General features: G+C 59.1%; 15 protein-coding genes. 9 read left to right on the top strand and 6 right to left on the bottom strand.

Annotated features, from left to right (window positions below):
* Positions 1–27 precede the first annotated feature (27 nt).
* The gene (locus K0H48_RS07335) at positions 28–561 is read right to left on the bottom strand and encodes a gluconokinase (protein ID WP_017139216.1); all 534 of its coding nucleotides are present in this window, start codon (positions 559–561) and stop codon (positions 28–30) included.
* A gap of 211 nt (positions 562–772) precedes the next feature.
* Here K0H48_RS07335 and K0H48_RS07330 point away from each other — a divergent pair, with 211 nt between their 5' ends.
* The 8 genes from K0H48_RS07330 to K0H48_RS07295 all read left to right on the top strand — a co-directional run bounded on the left by K0H48_RS07330 (position 773) and on the right by K0H48_RS07295 (position 7,386).
* Entirely contained in the window at positions 773–1,804 is a 1,032-nt protein-coding gene (locus K0H48_RS07330) for a LacI family DNA-binding transcriptional regulator (protein WP_219267167.1), read from the top strand.
* 435 nt (positions 1,805–2,239) lie between these two features.
* A complete protein-coding gene (locus K0H48_RS07325; RefSeq protein ID WP_219266971.1) occupies positions 2,240–2,473 on the top strand; it encodes a DUF6124 family protein in 234 nt (77 codons plus the stop codon).
* Positions 2,474–2,658: 185 nt separating this feature from the next.
* A complete protein-coding gene (locus K0H48_RS07320) occupies positions 2,659–3,291 on the top strand; it encodes a glutathione S-transferase family protein (RefSeq protein ID WP_219266970.1) in 633 nt (210 codons plus the stop codon).
* A 210-nt stretch (positions 3,292–3,501) separates the two neighbouring features.
* A complete protein-coding gene (locus K0H48_RS07315; RefSeq protein WP_219266969.1) occupies positions 3,502–3,885 on the top strand; it encodes a hypothetical protein in 384 nt (127 codons plus the stop codon).
* 155 nt (positions 3,886–4,040) lie between these two features.
* Positions 4,041–4,778, top strand: a complete 738-nt coding sequence (locus tag K0H48_RS07310) for an NAD(P)-dependent oxidoreductase (protein ID WP_219266968.1) — start codon at positions 4,041–4,043, stop codon at positions 4,776–4,778.
* Between the two features lie 9 nt (positions 4,779–4,787).
* Complete coding sequence (locus K0H48_RS07305; protein ID WP_219266967.1) at positions 4,788–6,197, top strand: MFS transporter; 1,410 nt, start codon at positions 4,788–4,790, stop codon at positions 6,195–6,197.
* 123 nt (positions 6,198–6,320) lie between these two features.
* The gene (locus K0H48_RS07300) at positions 6,321–6,719 is read left to right on the top strand and encodes a hypothetical protein (RefSeq protein WP_219266966.1); all 399 of its coding nucleotides are present in this window, start codon (positions 6,321–6,323) and stop codon (positions 6,717–6,719) included.
* Between the two features lie 157 nt (positions 6,720–6,876).
* Positions 6,877–7,386, top strand: a complete 510-nt coding sequence (locus K0H48_RS07295) for a hypothetical protein (RefSeq protein ID WP_219266965.1) — start codon at positions 6,877–6,879, stop codon at positions 7,384–7,386.
* Between the two features lie 56 nt (positions 7,387–7,442).
* Here the strand turns inward: K0H48_RS07295 and K0H48_RS07290 are convergent, their stop codons facing one another.
* The 3 genes from K0H48_RS07290 to K0H48_RS07280 all read right to left on the bottom strand — a co-directional run bounded on the left by K0H48_RS07290 (position 7,443) and on the right by K0H48_RS07280 (position 10,805).
* Positions 7,443–8,498 carry an amino acid ABC transporter substrate-binding protein gene (locus K0H48_RS07290; protein ID WP_219266964.1) on the bottom strand — a complete coding sequence of 352 codons (1,056 nt, stop codon included), beginning with the start codon at positions 8,496–8,498 and terminating at the stop codon, positions 7,443–7,445.
* Positions 8,449–9,768 (bottom strand): PAS domain-containing methyl-accepting chemotaxis protein, encoded by a 1,320-nt coding sequence (locus K0H48_RS07285; protein WP_219266963.1) that lies wholly within the window; start codon positions 9,766–9,768, stop codon positions 8,449–8,451. The genes K0H48_RS07290 and K0H48_RS07285 overlap by 50 nt, the downstream gene beginning before the upstream one ends.
* A 167-nt stretch (positions 9,769–9,935) precedes the next feature.
* Entirely contained in the window at positions 9,936–10,805 is an 870-nt protein-coding gene (locus K0H48_RS07280; RefSeq protein ID WP_219266962.1) for a LysR family transcriptional regulator, read from the bottom strand.
* Positions 10,806–10,901: 96 nt separating this feature from the next.
* On the opposite strand from K0H48_RS07280, the gene gstA reads away from it, so the two are divergent.
* On the top strand, positions 10,902–11,504 hold the full coding sequence (gene gstA / locus K0H48_RS07275; RefSeq protein ID WP_219266961.1) for a glutathione transferase GstA: 603 nt from the start codon (positions 10,902–10,904) through the stop codon (positions 11,502–11,504).
* Between the two features lie 125 nt (positions 11,505–11,629).
* Here the strand turns inward: gstA and K0H48_RS07270 are convergent, their stop codons facing one another.
* Positions 11,630–13,024, bottom strand: coding sequence for an aromatic amino acid lyase (locus K0H48_RS07270; protein WP_219266960.1), 1,395 nt, complete (start codon positions 13,022–13,024; stop codon positions 11,630–11,632).
* Positions 13,021–14,025: an ornithine cyclodeaminase family protein gene (locus tag K0H48_RS07265; protein WP_219266959.1), complete on the bottom strand. Its 1,005-nt coding sequence runs from the start codon at positions 14,023–14,025 to the stop codon at positions 13,021–13,023. Before K0H48_RS07265 ends, K0H48_RS07270 begins: the two co-directional genes overlap by 4 nt.
* Between the last annotated feature and the right edge of the window lie 155 nt (positions 14,026–14,180).

Raw genomic sequence — 14,180 nt, 5'->3', positions numbered from 1 at the left:
GGTAGCGCTACCTTTTCCGGCAAAAAATTAATGAGTAGGTTCAAAGCCGTGTTGCAGCCACCAGGCATTGGTTTGCTCGGCCAAGTCCTCAACGCTGTCTTCGCTGGCATTGAGCGCCAGGGTCAGCGGCTCACCCACGGGCGATTCGAGGGTGGCGAACTGGCTGTCGATCAGGCTGGCCGGCATGAAATGGCCGGGGCGATGGGACACGCGGTCAGCGGCCACGGCGCGGGTCAGCTCCAGGAACACAAAGCCCAGGCCCGGCGCGGCTTCGCGCAGGTGGTCGCGGTATTTCTTTTTAAGGGCTGAGCAGGTGAGCACCGGATGCTCGCCCGCTTTGAGCGAGCGGCGCAGTTCATCGCAAAGGATGTCGAGCCAGCCGGCGCGGTCGTCGTCGTTAAGCGGGTGGCCGGCGCTCATCTTTTCGATATTGGCGGCAGGGTGAAAGCTGTCGCCTTCAATCGCGGTGGCGCCGTTCAGGCGGCACAGGGCCTCGCTGACGCTGGACTTGCCACAGCCGGAAACACCCATGATGACCAGGGCGGTAACAGGTTGACTCATGAAACACCTCAGGACGCAGATAGCGCTACCTTTGCACGCTGTAAGGCTAGTGCAAAAACAGGCTTTTCCCGCGCCGACTTGTCATTTTTATGGAGTGACGCGTGCATCCTCTCCAACCGTTTGAACAGGATCAGGCAACCCAACGTTCAAGTATTTGCAGCTGTTTGGAGACAGCGCTACCTTAGTGCCTCGATTTTTGTTTGGCAACAGCCTGATGACCTCCAAGAACGATAAAAAATTACGCACCACCGGTCGCCCGACCCTCAATGAAGTGGCCCGCCTGGCGGGTGTCAGCCCCATTACCGCCTCCCGCGCACTGCGTGGCGTCAGCACGGTTGCTACCGAGCTGGTGGAAAAAGTGCAGCTGGCCGCCGCCGAACTCAACTACGTGGTCAACCCCGCCGCTCGCGCCCTGGCCTCGGCGCAGAGCCATTCGGTGGTGGTCATCGTGCCGTCGCTGTCCAACCTGCTGTTTATCGAAACCCTCGAAGCCATCCACGCAGTACTGCGGCCCAAGGGCTTTGAAGTGCTGATCGGCAACTCGCACTATTCGCGTGATGAAGAAGAAAACCTGCTGCGCAACTATATGGCTTACCAGCCACGCGGTTTGCTGCTGACCGGGTTTGACCGCACCGAAAGCGCACGACGGATGGTCGAGGCCAGCAACGTGCCCTGTGTGTACATGATGGATCTGGACCCGAATGCGGGCGTGAATTGCGTGGGTTTCTCGCAATTGAGTGCCGGCGAGACAGCGGCAGCGCATTTGCTCTCCCGTGGGCGCAAGCGCCTGGCGTATATCGGCGCGCAGTTGGACCAACGCACGTTACTGCGCGGTGAAGGGTTCCGCCGCGCCCTGCAACACGCCGGTATGTACGACCCGGCGCTGGAATTGCTGACACCGCGCCCCTCCTCCGTAGGCTTGGGTGGGGAGTTGTTTTTGCAGCTGCTGGCGGCGCATCCGGATGTGGACGCGATTTTCTTCGGTAACGACGACCTGGCCCAAGGCGCGCTGCTGGAGGCGATGCGTCACGGTATCAAAGTACCGGAACGGGTGGCGGTGCTGGGCTTTAACGACTTGCCCGCCTCTTCATTCATGGTGCCGCGTTTGAGCAGTATCAGCACGCCGCGTGAGGCGATCGGGCGGCGCTCGGCGGAGCATTTATTGACGATCATGGCGGGCAACAAGATCGCCAAGCCGGTGGTGGATATGGGGTTTGAGTTGCAGGTGCGCGAGAGCACCTGACGTGCTCGTTCCCACGCTCTGCGTGGGAATGCCTCTTGTGACGCTCTGCGTCACGCTTTGGACGCAGAGCGTCCTGGGCTGCATTCCCACGCGGGAGCGTGGGAACGATCGGAGTGGTGTGGGACGCCTGTAGGACGCGGCTGACATTGCCGTAAGCGCCTTGCCCGGTTGCCTACGCTTACGTCAGAATCCGCCGGCTTGTGCGCTTGGGGGGTGGTCTTTAAGGTTGGTCGGTCGCTGAATTTCTCGGCGATCGGGTTTAGTAGCCCGAACTTCCCAACACAATATGCACAAGCCAATTATGGCGGCTGTGCGTAGGGCGCCTTCGGGCGCGCCGGGTTTGTGTGGGATTACCGGTCTACTAACCTGCGCACAGTTGCCACCCAATTTGTTTAGTAGCGATGCGGGTATTGGCACTAACCAGGTACTTCAACCATGCAAAGCGTCAATCCCCCGAATACGCTCTTCACCCTCACACCCGACACACCCATCGAATCCCTACTGATCAACAGCTACGAAACCGTGTGTTCCGTCAGCACCTTGTTGCTCGACCTGTCCAATGACCTCACCGGCAAACACCGCGACGTGGCACTCGCCATTCATCAACTGAGCGAGTTATCAGTCTTGATGGTCGGCAAAGCCATGGACCAGCAAACACCACGAATTTAACAGGCTACTCGGTCAAACATGTGGGAGCGGGCTTGCTCGCGAAGGCGGTGTGTCAGCTAGCACATTCCTCACTGACCCACCGCATTCGCGAGCAAGCCCGCACATTTTGTCCGTGCCCACTTAAGATATCGCCGTAAAGTCCTGCCCCTGCTAGATTGACCACTCGCCATCGTCAGGGAAGCACCATGGGACACTCACTGAAAATCCTCGGCCGCACGTCCTCCATCAACGTGCGCAAAGTGCTCTGGACCTGCCAGGAACTGGGCATCGACTACGTGCGTGAAGACTGGGGCATCGGCTTCAAGCCCACCCAGTCACCCGAATTCCTGGCCTTGAACCCCAACGCCCAGGTGCCGGTACTGATCGACGACCACGGTGTGTTGTGGGAGTCCAACACCATCTGCCGCTACCTTGTCGGCCTCTACCAACGCACCGACCTGCTGCCCGCCGAACCCGCGCCACGTGCGCGAGTCGAGCAATGGGTGGACTGGCAAGCCGTGGAACTCAACCGCGCCTGGGGCGACGCCTTCACCGCGCTGGTGCGTAACAATCCGGACGGCCTCGACACAGCGCAGATTGCCGCCGCCGTACAGGTGTGGAATGACAAGATGGGCCTGCTGGAACAACAGCTGGCCAAAACCGGCGCCTATGTGGCCGGGGATGAATTCACCCTCGCCGATATTCTTATCGGCCTCTCGGTGCACCGCTGGCAGAACACGCCCATGCAGCGCCCGCCCTACCCTGCCATTGCGGCGTATTACCAACGCCTGGGCCAACGCCCAGGCTTCAAGACCTTCGCCCTCGACGGCCACAACTAACAAGAGGTACTGGATTGCGAGGATTTATCCGCTGGAAGTGCTATTCGGGATAGAAATAGCTTTAAAGGACCGTTGATCCTGCCCCTTTAAAACCTGTTATTTATGACAGTATCCATTTAAGGGAGAGGGTCTTAACCTGACTTTGAACCCACATGAGTCGACTCTGCCCATGTGCCGAATGCACGACCCGACCAATAAAGGATGACGATCATGTCCGAAGGAACATTTGAAGCAACGTCAAGCAAGTTTGGCAACCTCGCCCTTCCGAACAAGACAATACGTTTCGACTCGAGTTATGGGGAACTTAGAATTATCGCCACCAATGATAAAGACGAAAATTCAAACCAAACTGTCATTCTCACACTGACGCATGAAGCGATCAAAATCGGCACGCACTCAGTGAGTGAACACGGAAAGGCCTCTACCACGTTCGGCTATCGCCCCGTATCTTACCCAGGTATAAGTGGCGAGATTAAAATCACCGAGCTGGACTCAGAAAAACAGCATGTTAAAGGCAGCTTTTCATTTGAAACCCTACACGGAGGCGGCGTGTCTGGTCATTTTGACCTGAACCGCTTTCGCGTTAGCCCTTAGCGCAAGAGCCGGTTACCCAAAAATGAAGGTCTGGCATTGCGACAGCCACTGTTAGACCTTCATCATCAGCAACCCAAACTTTCAAGCGCCTGATCCCGCACTCAGGCTTCAAGACCTTCGCCCTCGACGGCCACAACTAAAACAAGGACTCCACCGTGAACGGACTCAACGTACTGCTGACCGGCGCCTGCGGCAGAATCGGCAAGACATTTTTCGAAGCCTCGAAAGACCGCTACCGCTTCACCCTCACTGACCGCATCGCGCCGGCGTTCGACTTGGGCGAGCACCGTTTCGTCCACGCCGACCTGAGCGACAAAGCCAGCCTGGCCGCGCTGCTCGACGGCATCGACGTGGTGGTGCACCTGTCGGGCATCCCCCACGCCAGTGCTTCATTCGACGAATTGCTGCCGAACAATATCCTCGCCACGACTTACCTGTTCGAAGCCGCCGTGGCCGCCGGCGTGAAACGTTTGGTGTTCGCCAGCAGCGCACAGACCATCGAAGGCTACCCGGTGGACCGGCAGATCACGCCCGGCATGCCGGTGATGCCCGCCAACCTGTACGGCGTGAGCAAATGCTACGGCGAGGCGCTGTGCGGCTATTACGCCGCCAAGACGCCGCTGTCGACCATCGCCCTGCGCATCGGCGCCTTTGAGTTCGCCGAAACCCACGACCTCAACAACGCCCGCGACCTCAGCGCCTGGCTCAGCCCGCGTGATGCGGTGCAACTGCTGCAACGCTCAGTGGAAGCCGAAGGCGTGAAACACCTGATCGCCCATGGCATTTCCAATAACCGTTTCAAGCGCCTGGACCTGAGCGAAACCACACGGGTGTTGGGTTACCATCCGGTCGACGATGCATTCCAGGAATTTGAAATCCCGATTACTTATTGAGTTCTGCCCATGCCCGCACCTTCCACCGCTGACGGCATCGACCCGATCCGCGCTGCCCACATCAGCGCGCGCATTGACCGCCTGCCCGCCGTCGCCACCGTCTGGCGCCTGGTGGCGCTGCTGTCGATCGGTGGTTTTTTCGAGCTGTATGACCTGTTCCAGACCGCCTATATCAGCCCTGGCCTGATCAGCGACGGGATCTTCCACACCGGCAGCGAAGGCGTGTTTGGCTTCTCGGATCAAGCGGCGTTCGCCTCGGCGACCTTTCTGGGTCTGTTCCTCGGCGCCAGCCTGCTCAGCCCCATCGCCGACCGTTTCGGGCGCCGGGCGATCTTCACCTTTGCGTTGATCTGGTACACCGTGGCCACGGTGCTGATGGGCATTCAAACATCGGCGCTGGGCATTATCGGCATGCGCTTTCTGGTGGGCATTGGCCTGGGGATCGAGCTGGTAACCATCGACGCCTACCTGTCGGAACTGGTGCCCAAGCGCATGCGCAGTTCGGCGTTTGCCTTCGCGTTTTTTATTCAGTTTCTGTCGGTGCCGGCGGTGGCGTTGATGTCGTGGTGGCTGGTGCCCCAGGCGCCGTTCGGGGTTTCGGGTTGGCGCTGGGTGGTACTCAGCAGTGCAGTGTTTGCGCTGTTTATCTGGCAACTGCGCAAGCGCCTGCCGGAATCACCGCGCTGGCTCGCGCAAAAAGGTCGCTTTGATGAGGCCGGGCAGATCATGGACAACCTGGAGGCGCGCTGCCAGAAGGATCACGGCAAACCGCTGGATGAACCCGAATCGCAGGCCGTCAGCGTGCAAGGCAGCGGCCGTTTTGCCGATATCTGGCAACCGCCGTACCGGCGCCGTGCGTTGATGCTGATCGTGTTTCACGTGTTCCAGGCCATCGGCTTTTTCGGCTTCGGCAATTGGTTGCCGGCGTTGCTGTCGGGCCAGGGCGTGAGCGTGACCCACAGCCTGATGTACGCCTTTATCATCACCCTCGCCTACCCGCTTGGGCCGTTGCTGTTTGTGAAGGTGGCCAACCGTTTCGAAAACAAATGGCAGATCGTCGGCTCGGCCATGGGCGCAATGATCTTCGGCAGCCTGTTCGCCCTGCAAACCACGGCGGTGGGGCTGGTGATCTGCGGGGTGATGATCACCTTCTGCAACGCCTGGCTGAGCTTCAGTTACCACTCGTACCAGAGCGAACTGTTCCCGACCAATATCCGCGCACGGGCGGTGGGGTTCTGCTATTCGTTCAGCCGCTTGTCCACGGTGTTCAGCAGTTTATTGATCGGTTTTATCCTGGAGCACCTGGGCACGCCGGGCGTGCTGGCGTTTATTGCCAGCAGCATGCTGATTGTGATGATCACCATCAGTTGGTTCGGGCCACGCACGCGTAACCTGGCGTTGGAGAATATTGCGCACTGACGTGTAACCCGCTGGTCGGGTAGACGCCCAAACCTGTGAAATATGACAGTAGACGGTTTGTTTTATAAGTCACTAAATAGCCTTACTGACGCTGCCGGATGCAGAGTCGATAAGGAGCTCACAATGACCACAGGTACTTTTAACGTCACAAAATCGATTCACGGCGCCTTTACTGCGCCCACTTTAGAGTTTTATGAAAGTAGAGCAACACTCACCATCGGAGCATGGCATCCTAATTTAGCTAATAAAAAAGTGAATATTGAGCTCGCCGTAAAATCTATACTTGGCCAATCGAACGGTGCGTTCAAAGGAGACGGAAAAGTTCCCTTATCGCATTTCGGCATACACAAAGATGGCACTTCAATTTTTTACTCTTCAGCCACCGGCAGCTATGAAGTGACTTATGACAAAGCAAAGCAGCATGTAAAGGGCAAGGCTCATTTCCAATCGCGCGAATTGGACGAACAGGGCAAGCCGATCGAGTTTGCCTTCGATTTCGACCTCACGGGCTTCAGCTCATAAAACTGCCCGCCAACTGGCTCCCTGACGGCTAAACATGGCCGCGCAGCGGACAATGTTTGCCGCGGCCGCCACGCCATCCCCAACAAAACTGGGGGTGGCGCACCCGGCATGTTATTTGCTCCACCTGACGCACCGAACACATTCCAGGTGAGCAATCATGCTGATCAACAACAACACCCAAGCCGTATCGACCGTGCAACAGCTCAAGCGTCCCGACATGGACCCGGCCAACGCTGCCGCCAGCACGTTGTACAGCGGCGCCCTGCAAGCCGCACAGCAGAGCGTGACTGTGCCGGCTGCGCAAAAGGATTTGGACAAAGCCAACGACCGCATCGACGAAGCCTTCGCCAAGACCCGTGTGCAGCTGCAAGCCACCACCGCCGCCCCTGCCGCATCGACGGATGTGCCGGCAGCCGGTTCGGGCACCAGCACCGCACGTGCTGATTTCACCGACTACATGAACAAATCCCCGGCCGAACGCATCCGCGAGCAGTTGCTCAAGGAACAGGGTTTGACCGAGGCGCAAGTGCAGGCGATGCCGAAGGAAAAACAGGACGCGATTGCCAAAGAAGTGGCAGACCGCGTGAAGCAGCAGCAAGAGCAGCAGGTAGCGGCGAAAGCCACTGATCCGGCGCAGGCGGTTAAAGAAACCCTGGCGGCGATCTAACCGACACCGCTGGGTAAATGTGGGAGCCAGCTCCCACATGGATCGTGCTCACTGCGCTACAGCGCTTTGCCCGGCTGATCCGTCGGGGCGCTGAAGATCTGCTCCATCTGCGTGGAAAAGGGCACTTCGAGATTAAGCGTCTTGACCACAATCGGCGACTCAAACCATTTGGCATACAGCGTCTTGGCGTCCCCGGACGCCATTAACGCAGCCAGGGTCTTGTCCACAGTACGTTTTAACGCGGGGTTATTTTTCGGCATGATCAACCCCAGGTGTTCCACCACCAGCACATCGTTCAAAAACTGATAACGCGCAGGTTCGGCGGCGCTTGCCATCAGCGGCGCCACTACCACTTCATCGAACACCAGACTGTCGGCTCGGCTATCAACCAACATTTTGAATCCCTCAGTCAGGTTTTTGGCATGTACCTTTTTAAGGGTCCACCCTTCGCGCTTTTCAAGTTGTTGAACCACCTCGCCAACGGTGGTGCCATCAACAATCACCACGGATCGACCATTGAGGTCCTTCAAGCTATCCAACTTTTCACCGACCCTGGAAACCACTTTAATCGAGGCCGCGAAGGTTGAAACGCTGAAATCAACCTGCTTCTGGCGCTCCAGCGTGTTGGTGGTAGAGCCACATTCGAGGTCTACCGCACCGCTGCTGACGGCAGTGAGACGGTCTTTGAAACTCAAGGGTTTGAAGCTCAAGGCCAGTTGATCAAGCTTGAGGTTTTTCTTCACGTCATCGGCAATGCGCCGACACAGGTCGATGGAGTAACCCACCGGTTCACCCGCGCCGGTCTGATAGGAAAAAGGCAGCGCTTCCGCCGGATACCCAATGACCATTTGCTTCTTATCGCGGATTTTTTCCAGAACGGCATCGTTTGCCAGCGCGCTGGCCGACAGCATGCATAACGACAGGAATAAGGCACCTTGCAACTTCATAGTTCGTCTCACGCATTGAATAACCTGCGCTCTTATACCGACGCCGTTGAAGCTGCTCTGTAGGGCAAATCTGCGCTCGCTGCCGAACCTGTCTCGCCAGCAAGCGCGATGATGTCTATTGCAGTTGCAACGTCGAGTTGAACTGGCTGATGGCATCCACCACATGCCGCGAGCCTTCCTGAATCTCCAGGATCACCTGCCCCGCCTCATTCGCCAACTCCACACCCAGCCCTGTGCGGCTCAGGCTCGACTGCATGCTCGACACCGCGCTCAGCGACAGGTCGTGGTTCTTGCGTACCACATCCACAATCTCCACCGTTGCCTGGCTGGTGCGTGCGGCAAGGCTGCGCACTTCATCGGCCACCACCGCAAAACCACGCCCATGCTCACCGGCCCGGGCCGCTTCAATGGCCGCGTTGAGCGCGAGCATATTGGTCTGTTCGGCAATGCTGCGGATGGTCTGCACGATGGAGCCGATGATGTCCGATTGCTTGCTCACCGCATCGATACTCTGAGCCGCCTGGTTCAGGTCGTTGGAGATCGCCTCGATGATCTGCACGGTTTGCTGCACCACCTCCGAGCCTTTGCGCGCACAGGCGTCGTTCTGCACCGAGGTGGCATGCGCCGAATCGGCAGCGGTGCGCAGGGTGGTGACCTGGTCGGTGATGTCGCTGGCGAACTTCACCACTTTGTACAGGCGCCCGTTGGTGTCGAAAATCGGGTTGTAGGACGCTTCCAGAAACAGGGTCTTGCCGTATTTGTTCTTACGCTCGAAGCGGTGGGAATGGTATTCGCCACGGTTGAGCGAGGCCCAAAAGGCCTTGTACGCCGGCGATTCAACCTCGGCGCGATGGCAAAACATGCTGTGGTGCTGGCCGATGATTTCTTCGCGTGAGTACTGCACGGTGCGCAAGAAATTGTCGTTGGCGTTGAGGATCTGGCCTTGGGGCGTGAACTCGATCACCGCCATGGAACGGCTGATGGCATCGATCAGGCTCTGGTTCTCGTGTTCGTGGTGGACCCGCGCCGAAATATCCGATGCCACTTTGATTACGCTCTGCACCTGGTTGTGGCTGTCGAGCACCGGCATATAACTGGCTTCCAGCCACACCTCTTCGCCACGCTTGTTCAGGCGCATGAAGGTGCCGCTGAGGGCTTCGCCGCGCGCCAGGTCACGCCATAGCTTGGTGTAGGCCTCGGTGTGGGTGTAGGCCTCTTCGCAGAAAATACGGTGATGTTTGCCGCGAATCTCCTCCACGCTGTAGCCCATGGCTTTGCAGAAGTTGTCGTTGGCATCGAGGATCACGCCATTGCGGTCGAACTCGATCATCGCCATGGACCGGCTGATGGCAGCGAGTTTGGCGTTGGACTCGGTGAGGGCACAGGAGAAACGTTCGATTTCTTGCAGGTCGGATTTGTGATGGCGGTTGAACATGGTCAGATCACCCTTGATTCCCGGCGCCTGAAAGGCGCATTCCATTTATTTTTTGGATAGTACTGGCTAACCTTCATGGGGAAATAACCATCCGAAACGCTTTATATGCCAAACGTCATCAACGGTTCTGGGTGAGCATAGACAGGGCTTGGCGCTATGCAAGGCCACTAGTCAGCCAGCATTTTTAACAATGCGCAGGCTGCGGCTGAAGGCGCCCGGGTGGTGGAGCCGACCAAAGCAAATTCACGGTGCAGCGCCACCGTCAGCGGCATCACGCGCAGGCCATTGCGCTGGGCCGGCAAGGCCATTTCCGGTACGAGCGTGACACCGACGCCCTCGCGTACCAGGCTGTAGGCGCTGTTCCATTCGCGCACCTCTACGCGGATATCGCGCAAGCTCAACCCGGCAGCCGCGCCCAGGCTGCGGGCGTTGGCGGTGCAACCGCCGGTGGCGAGTACAAAGGGCTGTTCGAGCAACTCTTGCAGCGACACGCTGGCATCGGCCGGGCGCTGCGCGATGGGATGATCAACCGGCAGCACCGCCATCCAGTAATCACGCCCCAACACCGTGGCATTGCGCTCGGGCTTGGGGTTGAGGACGACGCCCAGGTCGATCAGGTCAGCGTCGAGCAAGGTAAGCACCTCGCTGTCGGTGACATCCAGGGTGGTGACCTCGATACCGGGGTTCAACTGACGGAAACGCTGCAACAACGGCGTCAGAAAGGTTGCCAGCACCATAGGGAAACTGGCGATGCGAATGCTGCCGCGCAACAACGGGCGGGCTTCATCGACGGTAGTGCGTATGGTCTGTAATGCCGCCATCATCACCCGCGCCTGCGCGATCACACTCAACCCGAGGGCAGTGGGCAAGGTCTTGCGCGGCTCACGGGTGAACAGTTGCGCACCCAGGGTGGCCTCCATGGACGCCATGGCCTGGCTGGCGGCGGACTGGGTCATGCCCACCTGTTCGGCCGCCGCCGTGATGCTGCCGTGATCGGCCACGGCCACCAGCAAGCGCCAGTGCATCAGGTTCATCATGGCAGTAGCTGTCCTTATGGATGGGGTCTGAAGGTTTAATTTTACCCACGGTGCCATGCCCATGAGACTGGCGCAAATTCAACCGAGCGCGCCAACATGAAACTGTATTTTTTCCCGAATGCCTGTTCCCTCGCCCCGCATATCGTGTTGCGCGAATTGGCCTTGCCCTTCGATTTGGTGCTGGTCGACAACCAGGCCAAAACCACCGCCAATGGCGAAGACTTCCTGCAGATCAACCCCAAGGGCTACGTGGCGGCGCTGCAACTGGATAACGGCCTGGTGCTGACCGAAGCCAGTGCGATCCTGCAATACTTGGCCGATCTGCAACCCACCGCCCATTTGGCCCCGGCCAATGGCAGTTGGGAGCGTGTGCGCTTGCAGGAATGGCTGAATTTTATCGCCAGCGAGATTCATGGCGGGCTGGCGATTTTCTTCAACCCGGCGATTCAGGGTGATGTGCGGGCGATGTTTGTGGCTACGTTGTACAAGCGTTTGGCGATTCTGGTGCAGACGCTGGAGCGTCAGGATTATTTGCTGGGCGAGCGGTATTCGGTGGCGGATGCGTATTTGTTTGTGGTGCTGCGCTGGGCTGGTTTCCACGATATTGATCTGCAGCAGTGGCCGGCGCTGGCGGCGTTTGTGCAGCGCGTGGGCGCACGGCCTGCCGTGACTGCGGCACTGGCAGCCGAATCTGCATGACCTGAAATGCAATTAAAAATGTGGGAGCGGGCTTGCTCGCGAATGCGGTGTGTCAGCCAGCACATGCATTAACTGATACACCGCATTCGCGAGCAAGCCCGCTCCCACATTTGATCTGCTTCGCTTTAAAGAAAGGGTTTCAGGTGGCCATTGTGGATGAAAGTGCTCAGTGCCAACACATCCACCGAACCTGAACGATCCTGATCCAGATGCGCCACCCGACTGCGCACCGCCGCATGAATCTGCCGAGCGCCCTGCCCCAGCCGCAACACACCACGCAGGTCCACCGCCTGCGCAGCCACGATCAATTCAATGCTGGCCAACCACAACACTCGCTCGGTCAAGCGCCGGGTCTTGTCGACCACGGCAAGCGCCTGCCCGGCATAGTCTTCCACCCGATCCGCCACCGGCACGCTCACGGCGGGCAATGGATTGGCCAGATGCCCAATCTCTGCCACCAACGCCGAACTGGTGCGCTGCAAGGCCGCCATGCCGACATGCCCCGGTTGCGTGATCAGAAAACGTGGCAAGTCACTGGAGGCAGGCGACAGCAATTTGGCAATACGTTCGGCACTGCATGCGGCCACTCGACTGAGGGCCAAGCCCAACCCTTCAGCGGCCAGCGCCAAGTGCGTGCTGTCGAAATTGGCCGTGGCCAGTACCATCGATTCTTCGCTGATCAACGCCGGGTTATCCGCGCCGCTGTGCAGTTCCAACTCGACCAGCGCGTGCAATTGCTGCAACGCCTGTTGCGCCGCGCCCTGCACAACGGTGGCGCAGCGAAAGCTCAACGGGTCTTGCAAACGCCGTGGGCTCTGCGCCAACTCGCCACCGTCCAACAGTTGCAACAACGCCTCCGACTGCTCGGTTTGCCCAGGCGCCGGGCGCAAACGTGAAGCCCACGGCTGAAATGGGCTGAGGTTGGCGCGATAGCCTTCGCACGACAAGGCCAGCGCGGCCAATAACGCCTCCAACACCTGCTGCACCTCGGCCACCAACAGCGCACCAAGGCCGACACTCGCAGCATTTGCCGACACCAGCGCCAAGCCATCCTTGCCGGTCAATGGCACGTCCAGCGCCAGGCTCAAGTGCGCCAGCGGCGCCAGATCACTCTCACCCAATGAGCCGAGCAACGGCACTTCGGGTTCGATGCCTGAATTAAGCAAATTCAACAATGCATCAGCCGCTGCCAGTGAAATACCCGAGCGGCCCTGTGTTAATCCAGCCAGACGTGCAGCGGTGATCGCGCGCAGTTCCTGGCGATTGGCCAACCGCCCAACCCCGACCGCACGGCCCAATGGAATATTCGTCTGAACCGGCGCCACCGGTGTATCCACCGCCGCACCGAGGCCGGTAGTCAGGCCATAAATAGGTGTGCCTTGCGCTGCCAGTTTCAGCAGCAACCGGTGGCCTTCGTCGATGCGTTGGCGCGCCTGGGCGCTGAAGTTTGCCGGACCATCCTGGCGTGCAATGGTCAGCAAATCATCCAGCGTCAAACCCTGGGGGTCGAAGTGAATCATGCCCAACGCAACCGCTGCCCGATGCCTAGACGCTTGGCTTTTTCCAGCAGCGCATGGCCCAAGGCGATGTCACTGAGGCTCAGGCCACGGTGCCAGAACAGGATGGTTTCCTCGGGGTTTTCGCGACCGTTTTTCAAACCGGCAACGACCTGCCCAAGCTCGGCGTGCAGGGTTTCGGCGCTGAGTTTTCCGGCGTCCACGTGCGCCCGCAGTGCGCCGAACATGCCGCCTTTGCACTGGCCCCAATCGTCGACCACCAGCTTGCTCATAATGTCGGTCAGCGACAGCTCCACTGCGCTCATTGTGCCGTAGGGCACCACAAAGGCGCCGGGTTTGATCCAGTCGGTGCGCAACAGCGGCTCGGGCTGATCCAGGCGCGAGGCCTCGACCACGATGTCGGCGCCGCGCACGGTGCTTTCCCAATCGTCGGTGACAATTACCGGCTTGCCCAGGTCTTGGCGCAGGCGTTCGGCAAAGGCTTCGCGGCTTTCACTGCGGCGCGAATGCACGCGGATTTCCTCGAAGTCGAACAGATGATCGAGCAAGCGCACATTCCAGTAGGCCGTGCCGCGCGCGCCGATATGCGCCAGCACTTTGCTGCCCGGCCGGGCCAGGTATTTGGCGCCGATGGCGGTGACGGCGCCGGTGCGCATGTCGGTAATGGCCGAGGCGTCGAGGATGGCTTTGGGAATGCCGGTGGCCGGGTCCAGCAGGTTGAGGATGGCCAGTTCCGATGGCAGTCCCTTGCGGTAGTTGTCGACAAAATCGCCGACCACCTTGACTCCGGCGTAGCCGATATCGCCACCCAGCACGCCGCGTAATACGTTGAAGTGACCGTTGATATCACCGCCGGGAATCAGGTGCGTACGCGGCTCGATCACCGCCTCGCCGCGCCCCTGGATACCCAGGCTGGCTTCGATGGCGCTGAGGATTTCGTCATTGCTGAGGCCCAGTTCGTCGATGTCCAGGCCGTTGAGAAAGTCGATGTAGATCGGTTGCATGGTCTGCTCACTGATTGAAGTCGTTGGACTTGTTTACCTTGTGGCGAGCGGGCTTGCCCCGCGTTGGGCTGCGAAGCGGCCCCATTCAAACCCCACCGTGCTACTCCTGATTAAACGCGTTGAATGGTTTTGGGGCTGCTGCGCAGCCCAACGCG

It is taken from the genome of Pseudomonas sp. Xaverov 259 (assembly GCF_019352915.1).
In the GTDB taxonomy this organism is placed as follows: Bacteria; Pseudomonadota; Gammaproteobacteria; order Pseudomonadales; family Pseudomonadaceae; genus Aquipseudomonas.
Note: the sequence above shows the minus strand (reverse complement) of the source record. Positions and strands in the feature narration are given on the sequence as shown.

Excerpts from the sequence above, each read along its gene's own strand:
- K0H48_RS07300 (WP_219266966.1), top strand. The coding sequence starts at position 6,321 with ATGACCACAGGTACTTTTAACGTCACAAAATCGATTCACGGCGCCTTT.
- K0H48_RS07315 (WP_219266969.1), top strand. The coding sequence starts at position 3,502 with ATGTCCGAAGGAACATTTGAAGCAACGTCAAGCAAGTTTGGCAACCTC.
- K0H48_RS07320 (WP_219266970.1), top strand. The coding sequence starts at position 2,659 with ATGGGACACTCACTGAAAATCCTCGGCCGCACGTCCTCCATCAACGTG.
- K0H48_RS07270 (WP_219266960.1), bottom strand. The coding sequence starts at position 13,024 with ATGATTCACTTCGACCCCCAGGGTTTGACGCTGGATGATTTGCTGACC.
- K0H48_RS07325 (WP_219266971.1), top strand. The coding sequence starts at position 2,240 with ATGCAAAGCGTCAATCCCCCGAATACGCTCTTCACCCTCACACCCGAC.
- gstA (WP_219266961.1), top strand. The coding sequence starts at position 10,902 with ATGAAACTGTATTTTTTCCCGAATGCCTGTTCCCTCGCCCCGCATATC.
- K0H48_RS07295 (WP_219266965.1), top strand. The coding sequence starts at position 6,877 with ATGCTGATCAACAACAACACCCAAGCCGTATCGACCGTGCAACAGCTC.
- K0H48_RS07335 (WP_017139216.1), bottom strand. The coding sequence starts at position 561 with ATGAGTCAACCTGTTACCGCCCTGGTCATCATGGGTGTTTCCGGCTGT.
- K0H48_RS07280 (WP_219266962.1), bottom strand. The coding sequence starts at position 10,805 with ATGATGAACCTGATGCACTGGCGCTTGCTGGTGGCCGTGGCCGATCAC.
- K0H48_RS07305 (WP_219266967.1), top strand. The coding sequence starts at position 4,788 with ATGCCCGCACCTTCCACCGCTGACGGCATCGACCCGATCCGCGCTGCC.
- K0H48_RS07265 (WP_219266959.1), bottom strand. The coding sequence starts at position 14,025 with ATGCAACCGATCTACATCGACTTTCTCAACGGCCTGGACATCGACGAA.
- K0H48_RS07290 (WP_219266964.1), bottom strand. The coding sequence starts at position 8,498 with ATGTGGTGGATGCCATCAGCCAGTTCAACTCGACGTTGCAACTGCAAT.
- K0H48_RS07285 (WP_219266963.1), bottom strand. The coding sequence starts at position 9,768 with ATGTTCAACCGCCATCACAAATCCGACCTGCAAGAAATCGAACGTTTC.